Annotated in this window: 20 protein-coding genes and 1 pseudogene; 15 read left to right on the top strand and 6 right to left on the bottom strand. The window is 68.8% G+C overall.

Going from position 1 to position 20,761, the window contains the following annotated elements; genetic code table 11:
• Positions 1–8: 8 nt before the first annotated feature.
• Positions 9–1,334, bottom strand: a complete 1,326-nt coding sequence (locus CNE_RS27455) for an aminotransferase-like domain-containing protein (protein WP_013953559.1) — start codon at positions 1,332–1,334, stop codon at positions 9–11.
• Between the two features lie 84 nt (positions 1,335–1,418).
• Between CNE_RS27455 and CNE_RS27460 the strand changes: the two genes are divergently transcribed.
• The 5 genes and pseudogenes from CNE_RS27460 to CNE_RS27480 all read left to right on the top strand — a co-directional run bounded on the left by CNE_RS27460 (position 1,419) and on the right by CNE_RS27480 (position 5,080).
• Positions 1,419–2,048 carry a LysE family translocator gene (locus tag CNE_RS27460; protein WP_013953560.1) on the top strand — a complete coding sequence of 210 codons (630 nt, stop codon included), beginning with the start codon at positions 1,419–1,421 and terminating at the stop codon, positions 2,046–2,048.
• 25 nt (positions 2,049–2,073) lie between these two features.
• The gene (locus tag CNE_RS27465) at positions 2,074–2,412 is read left to right on the top strand and encodes an antibiotic biosynthesis monooxygenase family protein (RefSeq protein WP_013953561.1); all 339 of its coding nucleotides are present in this window, start codon (positions 2,074–2,076) and stop codon (positions 2,410–2,412) included.
• Positions 2,413–2,478: 66 nt separating this feature from the next.
• A pseudogene (locus CNE_RS27470) lies at positions 2,479–2,934 on the top strand (c-type cytochrome); the annotation flags it as partial.
• A 221-nt stretch (positions 2,935–3,155) separates the two neighbouring features.
• Positions 3,156–4,676, top strand: coding sequence for an aldehyde dehydrogenase (gene adh / locus CNE_RS27475; RefSeq protein ID WP_013953563.1), 1,521 nt, complete (start codon positions 3,156–3,158; stop codon positions 4,674–4,676).
• Between the two features lie 2 nt (positions 4,677–4,678).
• Positions 4,679–5,080 (top strand): DUF779 domain-containing protein, encoded by a 402-nt coding sequence (locus tag CNE_RS27480; protein WP_013953564.1) that lies wholly within the window; start codon positions 4,679–4,681, stop codon positions 5,078–5,080.
• 97 nt (positions 5,081–5,177) lie between these two features.
• Here the strand turns inward: CNE_RS27480 and CNE_RS27485 are convergent, their stop codons facing one another.
• Complete coding sequence (locus CNE_RS27485) at positions 5,178–7,130, bottom strand: sigma-54-dependent Fis family transcriptional regulator (protein ID WP_013953565.1); 1,953 nt, start codon at positions 7,128–7,130, stop codon at positions 5,178–5,180.
• Positions 7,131–7,300: 170 nt separating this feature from the next.
• Positions 7,301–7,543: a hypothetical protein gene (locus tag CNE_RS27490; RefSeq protein WP_018308883.1), complete on the bottom strand. Its 243-nt coding sequence runs from the start codon at positions 7,541–7,543 to the stop codon at positions 7,301–7,303.
• A gap of 190 nt (positions 7,544–7,733) precedes the next feature.
• Between CNE_RS27490 and CNE_RS27495 the strand changes: the two genes are divergently transcribed.
• Genes CNE_RS27495 through CNE_RS27505 form a run of 3 tightly spaced genes read left to right on the top strand, consistent with a single transcriptional unit; the run spans position 7,734 to position 12,085 of the window.
• Positions 7,734–8,660: an alpha/beta hydrolase gene (locus CNE_RS27495; protein WP_013953566.1), complete on the top strand. Its 927-nt coding sequence runs from the start codon at positions 7,734–7,736 to the stop codon at positions 8,658–8,660.
• 30 nt (positions 8,661–8,690) lie between these two features.
• Positions 8,691–10,802, top strand: a complete 2,112-nt coding sequence (locus tag CNE_RS27500; protein ID WP_013953568.1) for a penicillin-binding protein 1A — start codon at positions 8,691–8,693, stop codon at positions 10,800–10,802.
• A gap of 29 nt (positions 10,803–10,831) precedes the next feature.
• Positions 10,832–12,085, top strand: a complete 1,254-nt coding sequence (locus tag CNE_RS27505; RefSeq protein ID WP_013953569.1) for an arsenic transporter — start codon at positions 10,832–10,834, stop codon at positions 12,083–12,085.
• A 190-nt stretch (positions 12,086–12,275) separates the two neighbouring features.
• On the opposite strand, the gene CNE_RS27510 is transcribed toward CNE_RS27505, so the two are convergent.
• A complete protein-coding gene (locus tag CNE_RS27510; RefSeq protein ID WP_013953570.1) occupies positions 12,276–12,437 on the bottom strand; it encodes a hypothetical protein in 162 nt (53 codons plus the stop codon).
• Positions 12,438–12,759: 322 nt separating this feature from the next.
• On the opposite strand from CNE_RS27510, the gene folE reads away from it, so the two are divergent.
• Together folE and CNE_RS27520 are read left to right on the top strand one after the other, a co-directional pair.
• Positions 12,760–13,509 (top strand): GTP cyclohydrolase I, encoded by a 750-nt coding sequence (gene folE, locus CNE_RS27515; protein WP_041228695.1) that lies wholly within the window; start codon positions 12,760–12,762, stop codon positions 13,507–13,509.
• A 48-nt stretch (positions 13,510–13,557) separates the two neighbouring features.
• The gene (locus tag CNE_RS27520) at positions 13,558–14,001 is read left to right on the top strand and encodes a BLUF domain-containing protein (RefSeq protein ID WP_013953572.1); all 444 of its coding nucleotides are present in this window, start codon (positions 13,558–13,560) and stop codon (positions 13,999–14,001) included.
• A 41-nt stretch (positions 14,002–14,042) separates the two neighbouring features.
• Here the strand turns inward: CNE_RS27520 and CNE_RS27525 are convergent, their stop codons facing one another.
• Together CNE_RS27525 and CNE_RS39515 are read right to left on the bottom strand one after the other, a co-directional pair.
• On the bottom strand, positions 14,043–14,297 hold the full coding sequence (locus CNE_RS27525; RefSeq protein ID WP_013953573.1) for a hypothetical protein: 255 nt from the start codon (positions 14,295–14,297) through the stop codon (positions 14,043–14,045).
• Between the two features lie 183 nt (positions 14,298–14,480).
• Positions 14,481–14,645 (bottom strand): FmdB family zinc ribbon protein, encoded by a 165-nt coding sequence (locus CNE_RS39515; RefSeq protein ID WP_010812787.1) that lies wholly within the window; start codon positions 14,643–14,645, stop codon positions 14,481–14,483.
• 468 nt (positions 14,646–15,113) lie between these two features.
• On the opposite strand from CNE_RS39515, the gene CNE_RS27535 reads away from it, so the two are divergent.
• The 5 genes from CNE_RS27535 (at position 15,114) to CNE_RS27545 (ending at position 20,698) form a co-directional block, all read left to right on the top strand.
• Positions 15,114–15,761 (top strand): response regulator transcription factor, encoded by a 648-nt coding sequence (locus CNE_RS27535; protein WP_013953575.1) that lies wholly within the window; start codon positions 15,114–15,116, stop codon positions 15,759–15,761.
• 17 nt (positions 15,762–15,778) lie between these two features.
• Complete coding sequence (locus CNE_RS42265) at positions 15,779–16,654, top strand: hypothetical protein (protein WP_013953576.1); 876 nt, start codon at positions 15,779–15,781, stop codon at positions 16,652–16,654.
• 39 nt (positions 16,655–16,693) lie between these two features.
• Complete coding sequence (locus CNE_RS42270; protein ID WP_228772679.1) at positions 16,694–17,632, top strand: histidine kinase dimerization/phospho-acceptor domain-containing protein; 939 nt, start codon at positions 16,694–16,696, stop codon at positions 17,630–17,632.
• A complete protein-coding gene (locus tag CNE_RS42275; RefSeq protein ID WP_238553101.1) occupies positions 17,542–19,164 on the top strand; it encodes a hybrid sensor histidine kinase/response regulator in 1,623 nt (540 codons plus the stop codon). Before CNE_RS42270 ends, CNE_RS42275 begins: the two co-directional genes overlap by 91 nt.
• Before the next feature lie 142 nt (positions 19,165–19,306).
• Positions 19,307–20,698, top strand: a complete 1,392-nt coding sequence (locus tag CNE_RS27545) for an MFS transporter (protein WP_080569603.1) — start codon at positions 19,307–19,309, stop codon at positions 20,696–20,698.
• Positions 20,699–20,761 lie beyond the last annotated feature (63 nt).

A 20,761-nucleotide genomic window follows, 5' to 3' on the forward strand; every position in this document is an offset into this window, starting at 1 on the left:
CCGCCGCTTCAGGCTGCCACCGCCCGCCGAACCTTGCGCAACGCCTGCTCCAGCGCATCCATCGAGATCGACCCGAGCGCCAGCCGCAGCGCATGCCGCACGCTCGCTCCGACCGCGAACGGCTCGGCCGTCGTCACCAGCACACCCTCTTGCTCCAGGGCAGCCGCGACCTGGTCGGCGCGCAGGTCCTCCTCGAGTTCAAGCCACAGGTAGTATGAAGACGGGTGCGCCGTGACGCGGCAGCCGCGCAGGATGCGCCGCGCCAGGCTCTGCCTGCGCCGGGCGTCCTTGCGCTTGCGCTCCTCCAGGTCATCGACGGTGCCGGCTTCGATCCAGAGGCAGCCTAACGCCACGGTCAGCGACGGCGTGTTCCAGGTTGACACGCGAATGGCGCGTTCCAGGGCCGGCACCAGCGGCCCGGGCGCCGCGACGAACCCCATCCTCAGGCCCGATGCCACGCTTTTCGACAAGCCCGAGACGTAGACGGTCCGCTCTGGCGCGAAGGTGAACACCGGCTTCGGCGCCGGTTCGGCAAGGAAGGCATAGGCACCGTCTTCAATGATCAGCAGATCATGCCGTTGCGCCAGGGCCGCAAGACGGCCACGGTCCGCCTCGCTCATGACATAGCCCAGCGGATTGTGCATGGTCGGCATGGTGTAGACCGCCCGCACCGGACGCCGCTTGCAGAGCGCGGCAAGCCGATCCAGGTCCAGGCCCGCGGCGGTCGCCGGCAATGGCTCCAGGTCGAGCCGGTACAGCTGCGCCAGCGCCTTCATGCCCGGATACGTCAGCGCGTCAACCGCCAAGACGTCGCCGGGATTGAGCAGTCCCATCACCGTCACCGCCAGGCCCTGCTGCGCGCCATTGACGATCAGCACCTGGCTGCCCGGCACCCGGATGCCGCGGTTGCGCAGGTGCCTGGCGACGGCCTGCCGTTCGTGCGGGCGCCCGCCCTGCGGCGCGGAGTGCAGCAGCGCGTCGAGATCGCCCGAGGCCGCGATGCTGCGCAAGCCATCGCGCAACAGTTCAACCTGCCCGGGCAGCGACGGATAGTTGAAGGTCAGGTCCACCGCGCCGGCGCGCACCGGATGCTGTTCCAGCCCCAGGCCGCGCGGCAGCGAGGTATCGCGCACGAACGTGCCCCTGCCGGTCTCGCCGACCACCAGCCCGACGGCCTCCAGCTCGACATAGACGCGTGCCGCGGTCGCCAGCGCCACGCCGTACTGCTTCATCAGCGCACGCACCGTCGGCAGTTGCGTGCCCGGAGGCAGCTCGCCGCAATGAATGCGCGCGGAAATCTCGTCAACAATGGTTTTGTAGCGCACGTGGGCCATGCTTTGTATCTAGAACAATGCTTTGCGTGTATCAGGCCAGAAGAATAGCCTGCATGCCTAGTCAACGCTAACCATTTCCTGCACATGATTGCCCTGACCACCCTGTCGATCTTCGCCGCGGCAGTGATGCTGCTGCTCCTGTCACCCGGCCCGAACATGGCATTCGTGATGGCACATGGCATCACCTATGGCCCTCGGGGCGGCGTTGCGACGGCACTGGGGATTGCCGTGGCCGACCTGGTCCTCACGGTCCTGACCGCCACCGGCATCACCGCCCTGGTAATGGCGTGGGCGCCGGCGTTCGACCTGATCCGCTATGCCGGCGCGGCCTATCTGCTGTGGATGGCGGTCAAGGCGCTCCGGCAGCCGCTTGCGCTGAAGGAGGCAGTGGTGACGCAAGCGTCCTTGCGCTCGGTGTTTGTGCGCGCCATGCTGAACAGCCTGCTCAATCCCAAGGCGCTGCTGTTCTTCATGGTCTTCCTGCCGCAGTTCGTCGATCCCGGCAAGGGCGGCGTAGCCCAGCAGCTGCTCATGCTTGGCCTGGTCCTGACAGTGATCGCCACCGTGTTTCACGCGTTGCTCGGCGCGGCTGGCGGTACCGTGCGCCGCTTCCTGTCACGCCACCCCAAGGCCGCGACACTGCAGTCGCGCGGCCTTGCGGCCGTGCTGGTGCTGCTGGCGCTGCGGCTGGCGCTGACCTCGCGCCCGGCCTGAAACCGTTTCTCACGCAGAGCCCTTGATGTATATCGCAGCCTTTATTTACCGGCCCGGCCAGGCCGATGACGAGTTCCACCGCCTTAGCGCCCTGATCGACGAGATCGCCGCCGGCATACCCGGCTTTGTCGGTGCCGAGTCCTGGCGCTCGCCAGATGGCCAGTTGTCCAACGCCAGCTACTACTGGCGCGACAAGGACTCCCTGCAGGCCTTCGCCACCCACCCGCGGCACCTGGACGCCAAGCGCCAGTACCGCAAGTGGTATGACGGCTATCACGTGGTGATATCCGAAGTGCAGCGCGCCTATGGCGACGGTTCGCTCCGGCATTTCGTGCCCGACAGCCGGCGCCAGCCGCAGGGCTAAACGCCTTCACCTATCCGGCCGATCTTTGGACGGCCGGCCGCCGGGATATGAATGATTCTGGCGGCGATCTATCTGAGCAGCCAGTACCTGAACAAGGGCGACCTGGCGGCGATGACGACCTACCTGCTCGGGGACAAGCCGCCCGCACCGCAGCCAGTCAAGCCCGTCAACGCCGATGCCGCGCAACTGGCACCGGGCCGCCGCCACTATGTGGCGGTCTGCGCCGGCTGCCACGGCCGCGAGGGCGAAGGCAAGCCGCACGTGGCGGTATCGATGGCCGGCAACTCGACCGTGCGCAACACCGATGCGCGCAACCTGATCGTGTCGATGCTCGACGGCATCGAGGCGCAGCGCTTCCCCGGCGCGGAGGCCATGCAGGACATGCCGGGCTTTGCCGCGCGCATGAGCGACGACGAGCTGGCGCTGCTGGCCAACTACCTGCGCGCCACCTGGGGCGGCCAGCCGGCCGACGTGACGCCCGCCGCGGTCAAGGCGCTGCGCGCCGCAGGCCCCGGGCACTGAAGCCCTGCCCCGGGTGTTCCATTCTGGAACACCCGGTGTCACGCGCTGGCACAGCCGTGCCGGCGTGTGACATATCCCACCCGTGCCACGCGCACGCGCCCCCCGCTTTTCCCCGTTCTTTCGTTCGATTCCCGCCCCGGCACAGCTCTTGCGATCTGCCTGTTGTGCGCATGGCCGGAATGCCGTGACGACACCACAGAAATCACTGAACGGAGCGAGACATGAACATGGCGGAAATCGCCCAGCTGGGCGTCAACAACCCCTACAAGCAGCAGTACGAGAACTACATCGGCGGCGCCTGGGTGCCGCCCGCCGGCGGCGAGTACTTCGAATCGATCACCCCGATCACCGGCAAGCCGTTCACGCGCGTGCCGCGCTCCGGCCAGCAGGATGTCGACGCAGCGCTGGACGCCGCGCATGCCGCCAAGGCCGCGTGGGCTCACACCTCCACCACCGAGCGCGCCAATATCCTGAACCGCATCGCCGACCGCATCGAGGCCAACCTGAAGCTGCTGGCAGTGGCCGAGAGCATCGACAACGGCAAGCCGGTGCGCGAAACCACCGCCGCCGACCTGCCGCTGGCGGTCGACCACTTCCGCTACTTTGCCGGCTGCATCCGTGCGCAGGAAGGCGGCATCTCCGAGATCGACGCCGACACCATTGCCTACCATTTCCATGAGCCGCTGGGCGTGGTCGGCCAGATCATCCCGTGGAACTTCCCGCTGCTGATGGCCACCTGGAAGCTGGCCCCGGCGCTGGCCGCCGGCAACTGCGTGGTGCTCAAGCCGGCGGAACAGACGCCGGCCTCGATCCTGGTGCTGATGGAAGTGATCGGCGACCTGCTGCCGCCGGGCGTGATCAATGTGATCAACGGCTTCGGGCTGGAAGCCGGCAAGCCGCTGGCATCAAGCCCGCGCATCAGCAAGGTGGCGTTCACCGGCGAGACCACCACCGGCCGGCTGATCATGCAGTACGCGTCGCAGAACCTGATCCCGGTGACGCTGGAGCTGGGCGGCAAGTCGCCCAACATCTTCTTCGAGGACGTGCTGGCCGCCGACGACGCCTTCTTCGACAAGGCGCTGGAAGGCTTTGCCATGTTCGCGCTGAACCAGGGCGAAGTCTGCACCTGCCCGTCGCGCGCGCTGATCCAGGAATCGATCTACGACCGCTTCATGGAGCGCGCGCTTAAGCGCGTGGCCGCGATCCGCCAGGGCCATCCGCTCGACACCGGCACCATGATCGGCGCGCAGGCGTCCGCCGAACAACTGGAGAAGATCCTGTCGTACATCGACCTGGGCCGCAAGGAAGGCGCGCAGTGCCTCACCGGCGGCGAGCGCAACGTGCTGGACGGCGACCTCGCGGGCGGCTACTACGTCAAGCCAACGGTGTTTGCCGGCCACAACAAGATGCGGATCTTCCAGGAAGAGATCTTCGGGCCGGTGGTGTCGGTGACCACCTTCAAGGACGAGGAAGAGGCGCTGGCCATCGCCAACGACACGCTCTACGGGCTCGGTGCGGGTGTCTGGACACGTGACGGCGCGCGCGCATTCCGCATGGGCCGCGGCATCCAGGCGGGGCGCGTGTGGACCAACTGCTACCACGCCTACCCCGCGCATGCCGCATTCGGGGGCTACAAGCAGTCCGGCATCGGCCGCGAGAACCATCGCATGATGCTCGACCACTACCAGCAGACCAAGAACCTGCTGGTGAGCTACAGCCCCAACGCGCTCGGGTTCTTCTGACCATGGCGGGCTCGACGTCCGCTCCCGCCACCGCGCCGGTCGCACGCGTGGTGGCAACCCCGGCCGCGCTCACGCTGATCGCGGAGCTGGCCGCGCGGCATGGCCCGCTGATGTTCCACCAGTCCGGCGGCTGCTGCGACGGCAGCGCGCCGATGTGCTACCCCGCCGGCGAACTACTGGTGGGGCAGGCCGATGTCTGCCTGGGCGAGATCGGCGGCGCGCAGTTCTATATGACGCGGGCGCAGTTCGAGTACTGGCAGCACACGCGGCTGGTGATCGATGTGGTGCCAGGGGCAGGCGGGATGTTCTCGCTGGAGGGACGGACGGGGAAGCGGTTCCTGACCCGGTCGGAGTTGTTCAGCGATGAAGAGGCTGCGTGGCTGGCGGCACAGCCGGGGTTGTGAGGGTGATTGCTTGCTGATGTCGGTAGTTGCTTGCCGACGGAGTGCTCCCTCTCCCGCTTGCGGGAGAGGGAGCAAACAAGCGGTCGGCGGGACTGCCTCAGCGCTCCGATTCCGGCTCGCCTTCCAACCCCTCCCTCAACCTCCGATAGATCGTATTGCGCGACACCCCCAGCTCACGCGCCACGTGGCTGACATTGCCGCCGTGCCTGGCGAGCGCCTGCCGGATCAGGCCAGCTTCCCAGTCGCGCATCCGGCTGGCCTTTGAGGACGCCGGCGGCTGCGCAGAAGCCGCTGCATCACAGCGCTCCACCTCATCGCCACACTCCTGCTCAAACCCTTCCGGCAGGTGTTCCACCCCGATCTCCGCCTCCCCTTCCGCCAGGATCGCCGCCGTGCGCAGCACGTTGGCAAGCTGCCGGATATTGCCCGGCCACGGGTGCCGGCGCAGCAGCGCCAGCACCTGCGCGTCGACATGCACCGGGGACGGCAAGCCGGCGTCTTCGCCCTGCCGCTGCAGGATGCGATCGACCAGAAGCGGCAGGTCGCTGCGCTCGCATAGCGACGGCAGGGTCACGGCCAGCGCATTGATGCGGTAGTACAGGTCTTCGCGGAAGGCGCCATCGGCAATCATCGCGCGCAGGTCGCGGTGGGTGGCGCAGACCACGCGCACATCGACCGGCAGCGCGCGGGCGCTGCCCAGCGGGGTAACCGCACGCTCCTGCAGCACACGCATCAGCCGCACCTGCTGTGCCAGCGGCATGTCGCCGATCTCATCCAGGAACAGCGTGCCGCCGTGCGCCTGCACGACCTTGCCCTCGCTGCCGCGGCGGCGCGCGCCAGTGAAGGCGCCTTCTTCGTAGCCGAACAGTTCGGCCTCGATCAGCGATTCGGGGATGGCCGCGCAGTTGACCGCGACGAAAGGCCCGCCGGCGCGCGGCGAGGCGGCGTGGATGGCACGCGCCAGCCACTCCTTGCCGGTGCCGGTGCGGCCCTGGACCAGGATGGTGATATCGCGCCCGCTGACCTTGCGCACGCGGCGCAGCACTGCGGCCACGGCGGCGTCGCCGGTATCGAGCGCGGCAAGTGCCGGCGGCAGCGGATCTTCGGCGCTGGGCTGGCGCACCGCGATGGGCGTGGCCAGGTATTCGATGCGGGCAAACACCTGTACCCGGCTGGGCAGCGTCAGCGTCTGCAGTGATCCCGCCGCGCCGCTGCGCGCCTGCATCGCCGCGCGCACCGGCTGGCCGAACAGCCCGGCAAAGCCGGCTGCCGCCAGCGCGTGCGGGGCCAGCCCCAGCTGGAACAGGCCGCTGCGGTTGGCAGCCAGGAAAGCACCGTCGGGCGAGAACGCCGCCATGCCCTCGAACAGCGTGCCGACGAACTCGGGCCGCGCATGGAAGCGCACCAGCAGCGCGTCCGGGAAGTGGTTGGCAAACAGGTGGTTCTCGATCATCTGCGCCGACATCCGCACCAGCGCCATGGTGTGCCGGTGGAAGCCGCGATGATCGCCGCTGACATCGAGCGTGCCCAGGATGGCACCGGTCGGGCTGGCGATCGGCGCGCATGAGCAGGTCAGCTGGTGGTTGGACTCGAGGAAATGCTCGCTGGCGTGGATCAGGGTGGGGCGGGCCTCGGCCAGTGCGGTGCCGATGGCGTTGGTGCCCTTGCTCGGCTCCGACCACGACACCCCCGGCGCCAGCGCAACGCGCCGCGCCCGCGCAACGAAGTCGCCGTCGCCCAGGCTGTGCAGGATCACGCCGCTGCTGTCGGTCAGCAGCACCATGCTGTCGGTATTGGCGATCTGCGCGTGTAGGGTCTCCATCACCGGCAAGGCATGGCGGTACAGGTCGCAGCTGGCGTCCACCAGCTCACCCAGCGCGCGCGGGCTGACGGCATCGAAGCCGGGCGCATGGCGCGCATCCAGCCCGAAGCCGGCCGAGCGCGCATGCGCGCGGGCGATCAGGCCGGCGCGGTCGGCATCGGTCGGGTCGACATGGGCAGCCTGGGGGGCAACATCGGAAGGCGCAGCGGGATGGGCGGCACGGTGCATGACGGCGGGTCTCCTGTATCAGCAGGCGGCGCGCGTCGCGGCCGCTGCCCTGCCGTCCCGTGGCGCGTGCCGTGCAGTTCAGGTGCGGCGGCAGGCCGGGCGGCTGTATTCCGGCAACCTTATCACAGGCTCCCGGCCATGTATTGCCCCCGCGCCATGCCGGGCCGGGGTCAGCGTTTTTCGTCGAGCAGGTCGTTCAGGATCTCGTCGAAGGTGGCCTGGGCATCTTCCAGCGCCTGCAGCGCCGCATCGAACGTCTGCAGCGCAAGCTTGGATGGCTTGCCGCTGCCCTGCGGCGGATAGTGGGTCTGCAAGGCGGTGAAGGCCACCTGCACCTGCCGCGTCGCCGCGACCACGCGTTCCATCGCCTGCGCCTCTTCGGCGCGGTATTGCTCGTGTTTCTGCTCGCTCATGCCTGTTTGCTCCGTATGCGCGTCGTCTCGGGAGGGGGCGCGCGCGCGTGAATGAGGTATATCGTACAAGAACTGCGGCGGCCGGCTTGCGCTGCGCGCTTGCGCCAGACAAAAATGAGGTAGGCTGCGCGGCTGGGCGGCAAGGCCGGCGCTGGTGCGCCTCGCCTGGCAGCGACACTGAAGACTAGCCATGCCATTGATCACCCGCCGTACGCTGGCAGCCGCGCTGATGACTGCCAGCGGCTTCGCATGCTACTGGACCTACCTGACGCTCAACCAGGAGCGGCTGCTGTTCGATGCGCGCCGGCGTCCGCCGCGCGACCTGCCCGACGGCATCATTGGCTACTCGCACCTGATCCCCGGCGGCGTGGTGCGCGGCTACATCTACCATACCCCCGGCGACAACGTGCGCGACCTGCTGTTCTACCTGCCCGGGCGTGGCGAGGATGTGCTCGAAACGCTGCAGTACGCACGCTGGCTGCCCGCCGGCATGGCCTTCGCCACCTACGACTACCGCGGCCTGGGACACTCCGACGGCCTCCCGTCCGAGGGCGCCGCAGTGGCCGACGCCAGCCAGTTCCTGCTGCATGCGCGGCGTGTCTTCCCCGACACCCGTGTGCATGTGGTGGGGCGCAGCCTGGGCACCGGCGTCGCGATCCAGCTGGCGGACCTGCAGGACTTCGAGAGCCTGCAGCTGATCACGCCCTACGACTCACTGCTTGAACTGGTGCGCAAGCGCTTCCCGCTGGTGCCGCTGCGCCAGCTGATGCGCCACCATTTCGATTCGATCTCGCACTGCAAGAAGGTCGTGCAGAGCACCAAGGTGCTGCTGGCCGAGACCGATGAAGTCGTGCCCCATGAATGCTCTGAACGGCTCATGGCCGCCTGGCCGGGCCCGGTGGCGCTGCAGACCGTGCCAGCCACGGATCACTTCACTATCATCGAACGCGAGGAGACCTGGCTGGCGCTGTGCGAATTTGCCCGGCATCACAGCCAGGCCAGGCTGCGCGTGGCTACGGCACAGCCCGCCCGGCCCGCCCCGCCGGCCGCCGCCGGCACGCCGCCCGTCGACCATGACGAGCTCGGCAATCCGTTGCCGCTGGCGGCCAGGCGCTAGCACCAGTCAGCCAGCGGGTAAAATGCGCGCATGAAAAAAATCGCAGTCAAGGCAGGCGGCGCCGTACTGGCGCTGGCTGCAGCCGGTGCCTTGCTTGCCGGCTTTGCCGCGGTGGTAAGCCTGCGGCAGCTTCCCCCAGTCGACGCCCTGCGCGACTACCGGCCCGACGTGCCCCTGCGGATCTACACCAGCGACAACGTGCAGATCGGCGAGTTCGGCAGCGAGCACCGCGAGTTCATCCCCTTCGGGCAGATGCCGTCGCGCATGGTCCAGGCGCTGCTGGCAGCCGAGGACGACCAGTTCTACCAGCACGAGGGTGTCGACTTCCCCGGCGTGCTGCGCGCCGCGCTGGCCAACCTGGGCCAGGGCTATGCGCAGGGCGCCTCCACCATCACCATGCAGGTGGCGCGCAATTTCTACCTGTCGCGCGAAAAGACGCTGGCGCGCAAGTGGTATGAAATGCTGCTGGCCTGGCGCATCGACCAGACCCTGCCCAAGGACCGCATCCTTGAGCTGTACATGAACCAGGTCTACCTGGGCGAGCATGCCTACGGCTTCGGCAGCGCCGCGCATGCGTACTTCGGCAAGCCGCTGGCGTCATTGTCGCTGGCCGAGACGGCCATGCTGGCGGGGCTGCCCAAGGCCCCCTCCTCCATCAACCCGGTGGTCAACTTCCCGCGCGCCAAGCGGCGCCAGGAATATGTGCTGGGCCGCATGCTGGCGCTGGGCATGATCAGCCAGGACGACTACCGCGAGGCCCGCGCCGCGCGCCTGGCGATCTCCGACAACAGCCCCGGCAGCTTTGCCGGGCATGCCGAGTACGTGGCCGAACTCGCGCGCCAGCTGGCGCGCGAGCGCTTTGGCGACGAGGCCTACACGCGCGGCCTGAACGTCTACACCACGGTGTCGTCGGTGCGACAGACGCTGGCTTACGATGCGGTGCACGGTGGGCTGGAAGGCTACGCGCGGCGCCACCGCAAGTTCGTCAAGGACCTGTCGCAGGGTCCGCAGGCCGCGCTGGTATCGCTGGACAGCGCCACCGGCGCGATCGAGGCGATGGTGGGCGGCGCCGACTTTGCCACCAGCCGCTTCAACCATGCCACCCAGGCGCAGCGCCAGCCGGGCTCGACCTTCAAGCCCTTCGTCTATGCGGCGGCGCTGGAGCGCGGCGTGTCGCCCCGCACGCTGATCAATGACGCGCCGCTGCCCAATGGTTCGCGCTGGCAGCCGACCAATGACGACGGGCGCTTTGTCGGCCCCATCACCGTGCGCCAGGCGCTGGCCGAATCGCGCAACCTGCCGGCGATCCGCACGCTGCAGGCGATCGGCATCCCGTACGCGGTGGAGTTCGCCAGCCGCTTCGGCTTCGCGCCCAGACGGCTGCCGCGCTACCTGCCGCTGGCACTGGGCACCGGCACCACTTCGCCGCTGCGCCTGGCCGCGGCCTACGGCGTCTTTGCCAACGGCGGCCACCGCACCGAGCCCTACCTGATCGCGCGCATCACCGACAGCGAAGGCAAGGTGCTGTTCTCTGCCGAGCCGGGCAACGCCACGGACAGCCCGGCCCCGCCGCGCGTGATCAGCGCCCGCAACGCCTTCGTCATGGACAGCCTGCTGCGCAGCGTGGTCGACGACGGCACCGGCGCCGGCGTGCGCCGCTACCTGCGCCGCGACGACGTGGCCGGCAAGACCGGCACCACCAACGATTCGGTCGACGGCTGGTTCGCGGGCTACGCCGGCGGCGTCGTCACGGTGGCGTGGATGGGCTACGACGACAACCGCAGCCTGGGCGAGCATGAATTCGGCGCCACCACCGCGCTGCCGGTGTGGGCCGCCTATATGGAGGGCCGCCTTGCGGGCGTGCCTGTGCCTGCAGCCGAAGCGCCCGCCGGCGTGGTCCGCGTGAGCGACGACTGGATGTACGCCGAGTATGCCGATGGCAGCCACGGCATCGCTGCCATTGGCTTCCCGCCACCGGCACCCGCGGCGGCGCCGGCGGTCGATCCGGTCGCCAGCAGGCTCGGCGGGCCCGCGGCCGCGGCACCGGCTGGCTCCGCACCGACGCCCGTCACCAGCGAGGCGATTGGACTGTCGGCGCCCGGCGCTGCCACGCCGGCCGTCCCCGCAGACGCCAGCCTGTAGACTTCGGGCTTTCCACTGTCCCGATCCCGATGTCCAGCCACGCCCCTCTGCTGATCTGGTCGGTCGCCGCGCTGACCACGGCCGGCGTCCTGTTCCGCCCGTTCCGCCTGCCCGAAGCCTTCTGGGCCACCGCCGGCGCCCTGCTGCTGTGCGTCACCGGCCTGATGGCGCTGCCCGACGCGCTGGCGGCGGTGCTGCGCGGCTACGACGTGTACCTGTTTCTCGCGGGCATGATGCTGATCTCCGAGCTGGCCCGCAAGACCGGGCTGTTCGACCACGTCGCCGCGCTCGCCGTGCGCCGGGCGCGCGGCTCGGCGCTGCGGCTGTTTCTGCTCGTGTACGGCTTCGGCACACTGGTGACGGCATTCATGTCCAACGACGCCACCGCCGTGGTGCTGACGCCCGCAGTGCTGGCCGCCACGCGCGCCGCGCGGGTCCGGCATCCGCTGCCCTACCTGTACGCGTGCGCCTTCATCGCCAATGCCGCCAGCTTCGTGCTGCCGATCTCCAACCCGGCCAACCTGGTCATCTTCGGCACACGCATGCCGCCGCTGGCGGGCTGGCTGGCGAGCTTCGCGCTGCCGTCGCTGGCCGCGGTGCTGGCCACGCTGGCGGCGCTGTGGTGGACGCAGCGCGCGGCGCTGGCCGAGCCCATCGAACATGACGTGCCGGTGCCGCCGCTGTCGCCGCAGGCCCGGCTGACCGCGCTGGGTATCGTGCTGACCGGCCTGATCCTGCTGGTGGCCTCGCTGCGCGGCAACGACCTGGGCTGGCCGACCTGCGCGGCGGGCGTGGCCACGCTGCTGCTGGTCTGCGCCACCCGGCGCGAGCTGCTGGTCCCGGCGCTGCGCGAGGTTTCATGGGGGGTGTTGCCGATGGTGGCTGGGCTGTTCGTGCTGGTGGCGGCGCTGGAGCAGACCGTGGTGATCGGCCACCTGGCCGATGCCGTCGCAGCGGCGTCGCGCGACGGCGGCGCGCTGGCCCTGCTGGGCGTGGGCGCGGTGGTGGCACTGGCGGGCAATATCGCCAACAACCTGCCGGCAGGCCTGATCGCCGCCTCGGCGCTGGCGGGCGGACATGCCTCGCACGCCGTGACCGGGGCAGTGCTGATCGGCATTGACCTTGGCCCCAACCTGTCCGTCACCGGCTCGCTGGCCACGTTGCTGTGGCTCACGGCGCTGCGGCGCGAAGGGCATATGGTCAGCGCCGGCCAGTTCCTGCGCGTGGGGGCCGTGATCATGCCGGCAGCGATGCTGCCAGCATTGGCGCTTTTGCTGCTTTAGAACCCGTTTCAGAATGAAAATGGGGACGCGTTCAAGCCAGGCGCGGCGCAGGCTAGGCGCGGGCCGCCGGCCTTAGTCATTCCAAGGTCAAGGCCCGTAACAACGCATGCGCCGCGCCTGGCTTGAACCCAAAGGGAAGGCTGCTGCCGGGCCCCTTTTTCATTCTGAAACGGGTTCTTAAGCCGCTGACTCAGCTGGTGGCGGCGTCGTTGGCCGCGGGGGTGCTGGCGGCCTGCAGCAGGGGCCGGCGCAGGCCGGTCGCGCCATGGCGCACGGCACTGGCGTGGTGTTCCGCCACGCCCGTTTCCACCGGCGTGGCCGGCAGCGGCACTGTGACCACATGGAGCAGCATGAGGCTGCTGCACGGAAAGGCAATCGGCATGATTACGTTTTTCCCGACAAAGAGTCTGGCCGCGCGCTGCAGCGGCCGGGTGCCGGCGGCTTTATGGCGGGCTGCCTAGCGTTGTGCAGACATTATGTGCGCTTGTCGGCGTTGTGCGGCGCGGGCTTTAGCGATGTCATGAACTATTCACGGAGCAATGCCGGCTTGTGGCGTAATCGGCCCACCGCACCGCATCCTGCCATGCCCCGCGCGGGTTGTGAGGCCACGGCATCTGCCATATAGTGAATCCGGCACACCCGCTGCGCAGTCATCCATCCCACCACGCATAACCATGACCAGCAAGGACGCGGCGCACCGCGCGAAGGACAGCAACGCCGGCGACGATGCCGGCCACCCCCACACCCACAGCGTCTCGGCCCGCATCCGCGCACGGCTGGAGGCCGCCCAGGAGCGCTTCCACGCCAACGACAATATTGCGCACTACATCGAGCCGGGCGAGATGGAGCAGCTGCAGGCGGAAGTGCAGACGCGCCTGGAAGACGTGCTGCGCGCGCTGGTGATCGACGTCGACAACGACCACAACACCCAGGAAACCGCGCGCCGCGTCGCCAAGATGTACCTGAAAGAGATCTTCGCCGGCCGCTACGCCAAGGCCCCGCCGGTGACCGAGTTCCCCAACGTCGGCCAGCTCAACGAACTGATGATCGTCGGCCCGCTGCGCGTGCGCAGTGCCTGCTCGCATCACCTGTGCCCGATCATCGGCAAGCTGTGGGTAGGGGTGATGCCGAACCAGCATTCCAACCTGATCGGCCTGTCCAAGTACGCGCGGCTGGCCGAATGGATCATGTGCCGGCCGCAGATCCAGGAAGAGGCGGTGGCACAGGTCGCCGACCTGCTGCAGGAAAAGATGAATCCCGACGGCCTGGCCATCGTGATGGAGGCCGAGCACTTCTGCATGCACTGGCGCGGCGTGCGCGACACCGATGCCAAGATGACCAACAGCGTGATGCGCGGCTCGTTCCTGAAGGACGACAGCCTGCGCCGCGAGTTTCTCACGCTGCTGAACCACAACCGCGGCTAGGCGGCACGCCCCGCCACCCACCAGCCGCCACAACCGAGCGCCACGACCATGCTAGTCCGCCTGCTCTATGCCAGCCGCGCCCGCCAGGCCATCGACGCCGCCCTGCTCGACGCCATCCTGGCCGCCAGCCTGGAACGCAATCCGCGCCACGGCATCACCGGGGTGCTGTGCCACGGCAACGGCATCTTCCTGCAGGCGCTGGAAGGCGACCGCCAGGACGTGTCACAACTGTTCCAGGCGATCGCACGCGACCCGCGCCACCACGACGTGACCCTGCTGCATTTCGAGGAAACCTGCACGCGCGACTTTGCCGGCTGGGCGATGGGCCAGGTCAATGCGGCGCGCATCAACACCGCCACCCTGCTCAAGTTCTCGGCGCGGGCCGAACTGGACCCGTACCGCACCTGCGGTGCGGCGTCGCTGGCATTGCTCAAGGAGCTGATCGCCGGCGCGTCAGTCGTGTCGCGCACCGGCGAACGCGGACGGCACTGAGCCGCGCCGCCAGGGCCTGCGGCGCGCTTCTGTCACCAGGGCTAGGCCGTCACCTGGCCGAACAGGCCGCACTCCAGGTCACTCTCGAATTCCTCGACCCAGACCGAATCGGGGCCGGCCTCATAGACACTGGTCTTGTCCGTGCCCACCCGGCGCACGCTGACGCGCCGCACCCCGGCCTCGCGGCTTTCCTCGAGAATCTCGAACATCTCGGCCGCCAGCCCGACATGCCTGCATACCTGCAGGACCTGTTGCTGCTCGTCGGCGGGAAATTCGGTGAACGGTCTCGTTGCCATGGCATCCTCCGTCAAGGTTGAGATCGCCGCTTGCGCGCAGCGCTAACGCGCGTGGTGCCCATGCACCACGCCTGGAAAAGACATGCCGCGGCCGTCAGCCGGCGGCACATCCGCGCGCCCGCGGCACTACGGGGCGGCGGGCCGCAAACCCTCCTGGGAGGTAGTTGTTCGGACTCGGCGGACTCAGCTCTTGCGCTGGGTCACTGCCACGAACGGGGCCGGTGCGTGCTGGACGGACTGGCTGCCGCAGTTCGGGCAGTTCGGATGGGCAGAGGCGTGTTCTGCGAGATGCTCGGTTTTCTCGAACATATGGCCGCACTTCTCGCAGCGGTATTGGTAGACGGGCATGGCGTTCCCCAACGCGGTGCACGCGCCGCGGGGCGCGTGTCAGCTTCATTCTAGGACAGCGGTCCGCGCCCCGATGCGTGAAAGTTCGCGCTGCCGGAGCCGGCGCGCTGCGCGCACGCGGCGATGTCACCGCGAATCCACTTTCTCTCGCCGCGCTCCTGCCGCCACTGCATGAATGCGTCTTCCGCCGCGCATTGACATCAGGCAAATAGCTGGTCGCGCTCGCCGCGGAACAAGCGCCGCAATGCTGCGCAAACCCAGGTCAAGCATCGCGGCATGGCGCCGTTCAATTGGCAGGTCACGCATTTCCCGAACTGGCCGTGTCCATGCCCGCCTCAAGCAAGTTCCCTGAACTAGCAGAATTACGATTCAAGGGGTGGCGGAACATAGCCAGAATTTCGGATTTGTGGTGACGCAATCGCCCAGTGCAACCGGCGTGGACCGGTTGCCACCCATCCGGAGATAGCTATGTACGACGGAGTCTTGCGTGTCGCCCTGGCGGACGACCACCCGCTGGTCGTGGCCGCCCTGCGCGACTGCCTGCAGCGCAGCGGCAGTGTCCAGATCAGCTGCGAATGCCGCAACGGCACCGAGTTGCTCGGCGCGCTGGACAAGCATCCCGCCGATATCGCCATCACCGATTTCTGCATGGGCCACGGCGATACCTCGCTGGACGGCTTCAACCTGCTGGGCCGCCTGGCGCGCCGCCATCCGCTGACGCGCGTGGTGGTGATCAGCGCCCAGTCCAATCCCGCCATCATCCGCCGCGCCATGAAGCTTGGGGTGCGCGCCTTTGTCAGCAAGGAAGACCACCTGGAGGAGGTCGTGCGCGCCTGCATCCACATCGCATCCGGCGGCAGCTGCTTCTATTCGCCCGCGGTGCACGCCATCCTGCAACACGCCACGCTGGCCGGCGCACCGGCCACCGAACTGACGCAGCGCGAACTGGAAGTGATCCGGCTCTATGCGCAAGGCCTGCAGCTGACGGACATCGCCGGCAAGCTCGGCCGCTCGGTCAGCACCATCTCCAGCCAGAAGACCGTGGCCATGCGCAAGCTGGGGGTGCAGACCAATACCGGGCTGATCGGCTACGCCTATGAAAACCGCCTGATCTGACACGGCCGGACCCGCCGATGCAGCAAACCGTCGACCGAACCCGTGAGACCCTGGCCAGCGCCTTCGATGCGCTTGCCCACAACGCGCGCCGCCAGCAACACCTGTACTCGGTGACCATCGCGGTGCTGATCGCCATCGTGCTGTTCTCCGGCTTGCTGCTTGCCGGCCTGGCAACGGAACAGCACCTGGACTACCGCAGCAGCGACGTCTCGCGGTACGCCAGTTCGGTCTCGCAGTTGCTGCATAATGAGTCCTCGTTCCTGCGGCGCACCGTGCTGAGCATTCGCTACAACCTCGATGCGCCCGCACCGGAGCCGTCGCGCGATGCCGCCTTCGGGGCCTTCCGGCGCACCGGCACCGCGAGTCTCCACGTCGATGCCGTGCGCAAGGACTATCACCTGCTTGCCACCGAGGCAACGCGGCAGGGCTGGGGGGCCGGGCTGCCGGCGCAGTTCGTGCGGCTGCGGCAGATTGCCCTGGCTGCGGTGGCCACGCAGCAGGCGTTCGATCTCGACCACGGGGCCTACGCGGTCGCGCTGGACGAAGACAGCGCCGTGGTCATCAGCCAGCCCGAGGCCGGCGCGCGCGCATCGCTCGCGCTCGACCCGACGTTGATCCCGCGGCTGCGCACATGGCTGACCCAGGCGCTGCTGGAGCGCAGCGGCCACACCGTGCCGGCGCGCGACCAGCAGGTCTGGTTGGGTCCGCTGCGCCACCCGGTGGACGACGCCCCTGTCATGGTGCTGGCCGGCGCCGCCTATGCCGGCGACACGCCCACCATGCTGGTGGCCACCTGCGTGCCCCTCCAGGCGTTCCCCGCCGAATTGCAGCGCGCGGATGATCCGGCGCTGCTGGCGCTGCTCAATCCAGCCGGCGAGATCATCGATGTATAGCCACGCGACTGGCCGGCAGCATCGGCCAGCGTCCACGATGTGGCGGCCGGCGCGCGCCTGCTCTCGCACGGCACGCTCGATGTCACGCCATCCGGTGTGCGGCTGGTGCAGGCGCTGCCGGCCGGCTTCGGGCGGCTGGTCTACCACCTGCCGTACCGCATGCTGGGTGCGGCGCTGGCAGCGGAGCTGGCCGTGATCGCCGGCGCCATGCTGCTGCTGACCGGCGCCATCGGGCTGGCCGCGCGCTACTGGAGCCGGCACCTGCTGCGGCGCACGCACGCCGAAGCCTCGCGCGCGCTGGAAAGCGAGCTGATGAACCACGTGCTGGTCAATGCCACGCCGGTCGGCTTGTGCATCGTGCGCCAGCACGACTACGCCGTCCTGACGTCGAACCCGCTGGCCGGCGTGCTGCTGCAGTGGCAGCCCCATGGGCGCCTGCCCGATGCAATAGCGGAGGCGTTCAAGCGACAGCCGTGCGGTGGCGACAGCGGGCACGCCTCCATTTCCAGCTTCACCGTCGCGGCACCGCCGTGCGCGCCGGCAAATGAGCCACCCGGCCCCGGCGCCGCCGGACAGCGCTTCCTGCAAATCACCTACGCACCGGCGCGCTACCGCGAGGAAGCGGTGCTGTTCTGTGCCGTGCAGGACTGCACCGCGCAGCAGGCACTGCAAGAGCAGCTGCGCTCCGCCCAGCAGGCCACCGAGGCAATGATGCGCGCACGCTCGACCTTCTTCGCCGCGATGAGCCACGAGATCCGTACGCCGCTGAACGCATTGCTGGGCGCAACCTGGAACTGCTCGCGCGCGGCAGCGGCCTGGCAGCACACGCGCCCCGGCTCAGGGCGCTGGACACCGCCGCCGAGACGCTGCGCCGGATCGTCAACGATGTGCTGGACTTTTCCAAGATCGATGCCGGCAAGCTCAGGCTGGTCAACGCGCCCTTCCGCCCCGTCGAGGCGCTGGAGAGCGTGGCGCTGACCCATGCGCCGATGGTGGCCGGCCGTCCCATCCGCTTTCACCTGCAGCTGTCGCCATCGCTGGATGCGGAGGTCACAGGCGACCGCATGCGCCTGGTGCAGGTGTTCAACAACCTGCTGAGCAACGCCTTCAAGTTCACCGCCAGCGGCCGCATCACCGTAAGCGGCGAGCTGCGTCAGGACCACCACGGCACGCAGCGGCTGGTCTGCCGCGTCAGCGATTCCGGCATCGGCATGCCGCCGTCGCTGGCGGCGCGCGTATTCCAGCCGTTCGTGCAGGGTGATGCCGCAACCGCCAGCCGCTATGGCGGCACTGGCCTGGGCTTGTCGCTCTGCGCCCGGCTGTGCGAGCTGATGGGCGGCAGCGTCAGCGTGGATAGCGTGCCGGACGTGGGCAGCGCATTCACGGTCTCGGTGCCGCTGCCGCCGGCCGCTGGCACGCAGCGGCCGCTTGTCCCGGCCGCCGCGGCGCAGTGCGGCGACGTGGTCGTGCTGTGCCAGGACATGCGCACCGGCGAGGCCCTGGCTGCGTGGCTCACTACGGCAGGCTGGCGTGCCGATGTGCTGGCATCGCAGGCGGCCGCGCTGGCGTCCCTCCAGGTCAAGCTGCCACGCGTCATCGTCGCCACGGAAGAGCACCCCCTGGCGGCACTGGGCGGCCTGCGCGATGCGGCAAAGGGGCCGCTTGTGTGGGTGACGCCGGAGGGCCCGCATCGGCCACGCCAGTGCGCCCCCGGCATCCTCGAAGTCACGGCCTACAGCCACCGCGCGCTGATCGACTGCGTGGCCCAGGCGGCCGAGGGCGCCACGCCGGCGCTTGCGCCGGCTGACGGCAACACGCTGGCGGTGCAGGCACTCGCGGCACCGGCCGCGGCGCCGCTGACGATCCTTGTCGCCGAGGACAATCCGCTGAACCAGACCCTAATCGCCGAACAGGTGCAGGCACTTGGCTGCCACCCGATCATTGCAGGCAACGGCAGGCAGGCATTGGCGGCGCTGGAGAGCACGCACATCGACGCGGTGCTGACCGACATCCATATGCCAGTCATGGACGGCCTCGCGCTGCTGCACGCGGTGTGCGCGCGGCATCCCGGCATGCCGGTACTGGCCTTCAGCGCATTCACGTGCGGCGAGCCGTCGGCAGACTGGCGCCTGCGCGGCTTTTCCGGCTTTGTCGCCAAGCCGGCGTCGTTGCAGGACCTGCAAGCGTGCCTGCATGGCCTGCACGGCCGCAGGCATGCCGCGGCCCCGCCTCCCGCCACCCATGACGATACGGCTGCGGCCTCACACGCCGAAGCCGCCGATCGCCGTCGCTATGAAGCCATGCTGCGCCGGCAACTGCAGCAGGACTTGCCAGCGTTGGCGCACATCATTGCACAGCAGGACCTGTCGGCATTGCGACACTGGGTCCATGCCGTGGCCGGCGCCTTCATGATCGTGCGCCGCCAGCCCATCGTCGAGGCGTGCTTGGCACTGGAAACACTGTGTGACGCCGCGCAGGCGTGGACCCCGGCCGCCGCAGCCGCGGGATAGTGCGCCCCGCGCGCAGCGCTCTACCACAATTAGCGGATTTGCGAGCATCGCCACGCGGGACGATAATGGCAATGCTGCGCCGTGGCCGTCCTGGCCATGCCTGACCGATGCTGGCGCGGCATTGTCTTCAATGTCTCTCCCCATGCAGCCAGAACAAGGCCTTCCCCAGCCACAGCGGACCTGGGCGATCCTCACTGTTTTCTTCGGCCTGATCATGGCCGTGCTCGATGGCTCGATCGCCAACATCGCCCTGCCGTCGATCTCGCGCGAGCTGCACGCCGATCCGTCCAGCACGATCTGGGTGGTCAACGCTTACCAGCTGACAGTGACCGTGTGCCTGCTGCCGCTCTCGTCGCTGGGGGACATTCTTGGCTACAAGCGCGTGTACCGGGCGGGGCTGGCCACCTTCCTGCTGGGCTCGCTGCTGTGCGCGCTGGCGGTCAACCTGCCGATGCTGGTGGCCGCGCGGGTGCTGCAGGGCATCGGCGGCGCCGGCATCATGAGCGTCAATACGGCACTGGTGCGCTTTATCTACCCGCCCACGCGCCTAGGCCGCGGCATCGGGCTGAACGCGCTGGTGGTCGGCGTTACCATCGCCGTGGGTCCGTCGCTGGGCGCGCTGATCCTGGCGGTCGCCAGCTGGCAATGGCTGTTCGCGGTCAACGTGCCGGTGGCCATCGTCGCGCTGGTGCTGAGCCGCACTTCGCTGCCGGCGACGCCGCCGCAGCCGCGCGAGTTCGACTACCCCAGCGGGCTGCTGTCGGCGTTGGTGTTCGGCATGTTCATCCTCAGCGTCGATGTTCTGGGCCATGCCGGCTGGCGCATCGCAGGCGCTGCGGGCATGGGCGTGGCCGTGGTGCTGGGTTGGCTGCTGGTGCGGCGCCAGCACGGCCGCGCCGCGCCGCTGGTGCCGGTGGATCTGTTTGCCAGCCGCGCCTTCAGGCTGGCGGTGGGCACCTCGTTCTGCTCCTTCATGACGCAGATGCTGGCCTTTATCGCGCTGCCGTTCTATCTCGAATACCAGCTCGGCCGCTCCCTGCAGGAAACCGGCCTGCTGATCACGCCCTGGCCGCTGATGGTGGCCGTGATGGCCACGGTGTCGGGCCGGCTGTCGGACCGCTATCCGGCCAGCATCCTGGCCGGCATCGGGCTGGCCATGCTGGCGTGCGGACTGGTCGGGCTGGCCACGCTGGGCCCGGACGCCGGCAGCCTGGACATCGTCTGGCGCATGGCGATGTGCGGCACGGGCTTCGGCTTCTTCCAGTCCCCCAACAACCGCGCCATGATCGGCGCCACGCCGCCCGAGCGCAGCGGCGGCGCCAGCGGTGCACAGGCGACCACGCGGCTGCTGGGGCAGACCACCGGTACCGCGGTGGTGGCGCTGCTGTTCAGCCTGGCGCCGACCAGCGCGGCGCGCATTGCGCTGTATCTGGCGGCAGTGGTGGCGGCGCTGGGGGCCTTGATTAGCCTGAGCAGGTTGCGCGATGCCAGCGGCGCGGAGCCTGCGCGCGGGGCGGTGGAGCCGGACGCCTGATCAGCAATTGCGTGCGCCCTCTCGCGCAAGCGGGAGAGGGGAGCAAACCCTCTGGGTTTAAAG

Origin of the sequence: Cupriavidus necator N-1 (assembly GCF_000219215.1) — a bacterium.
Taxonomy (GTDB): Bacteria; Pseudomonadota; Gammaproteobacteria; order Burkholderiales; family Burkholderiaceae; genus Cupriavidus; species Cupriavidus necator.

Bases quoted from the DNA above. Each gene is read 5' to 3' on its own strand.
- CNE_RS27465 (WP_013953561.1), top strand. From the start codon at position 2,074: ATGTATATCGCAGCCTTTATTTACCGGCCCGGCCAGGCCGATGACGAG.
- CNE_RS27525 (WP_013953573.1), bottom strand. From the start codon at position 14,297: ATGGCAACGAGACCGTTCACCGAATTTCCCGCCGACGAGCAGCAACAG.
- CNE_RS27495 (WP_013953566.1), top strand. From the start codon at position 7,734: ATGCCATTGATCACCCGCCGTACGCTGGCAGCCGCGCTGATGACTGCC.
- folE (WP_041228695.1), top strand. From the start codon at position 12,760: ATGACCAGCAAGGACGCGGCGCACCGCGCGAAGGACAGCAACGCCGGC.
- adh (WP_013953563.1), top strand. From the start codon at position 3,156: ATGAACATGGCGGAAATCGCCCAGCTGGGCGTCAACAACCCCTACAAG.
- CNE_RS27455 (WP_013953559.1), bottom strand. From the start codon at position 1,334: ATGGCCCACGTGCGCTACAAAACCATTGTTGACGAGATTTCCGCGCGC.
- CNE_RS27460 (WP_013953560.1), top strand. From the start codon at position 1,419: ATGATTGCCCTGACCACCCTGTCGATCTTCGCCGCGGCAGTGATGCTG.
- CNE_RS42265 (WP_013953576.1), top strand. From the start codon at position 15,779: ATGCAGCAAACCGTCGACCGAACCCGTGAGACCCTGGCCAGCGCCTTC.
- CNE_RS27545 (WP_080569603.1), top strand. From the start codon at position 19,307: ATGCAGCCAGAACAAGGCCTTCCCCAGCCACAGCGGACCTGGGCGATC.
- CNE_RS27490 (WP_018308883.1), bottom strand. From the start codon at position 7,543: ATGAGCGAGCAGAAACACGAGCAATACCGCGCCGAAGAGGCGCAGGCG.
- CNE_RS27510 (WP_013953570.1), bottom strand. From the start codon at position 12,437: ATGCTGCTCCATGTGGTCACAGTGCCGCTGCCGGCCACGCCGGTGGAA.
- CNE_RS27485 (WP_013953565.1), bottom strand. From the start codon at position 7,130: ATGCACCGTGCCGCCCATCCCGCTGCGCCTTCCGATGTTGCCCCCCAG.
- CNE_RS27535 (WP_013953575.1), top strand. From the start codon at position 15,114: ATGTACGACGGAGTCTTGCGTGTCGCCCTGGCGGACGACCACCCGCTG.
- CNE_RS39515 (WP_010812787.1), bottom strand. From the start codon at position 14,645: ATGCCCGTCTACCAATACCGCTGCGAGAAGTGCGGCCATATGTTCGAG.
- CNE_RS27480 (WP_013953564.1), top strand. From the start codon at position 4,679: ATGGCGGGCTCGACGTCCGCTCCCGCCACCGCGCCGGTCGCACGCGTG.
- CNE_RS27505 (WP_013953569.1), top strand. From the start codon at position 10,832: ATGTCCAGCCACGCCCCTCTGCTGATCTGGTCGGTCGCCGCGCTGACC.
- CNE_RS27500 (WP_013953568.1), top strand. From the start codon at position 8,691: ATGAAAAAAATCGCAGTCAAGGCAGGCGGCGCCGTACTGGCGCTGGCT.
- CNE_RS27520 (WP_013953572.1), top strand. From the start codon at position 13,558: ATGCTAGTCCGCCTGCTCTATGCCAGCCGCGCCCGCCAGGCCATCGAC.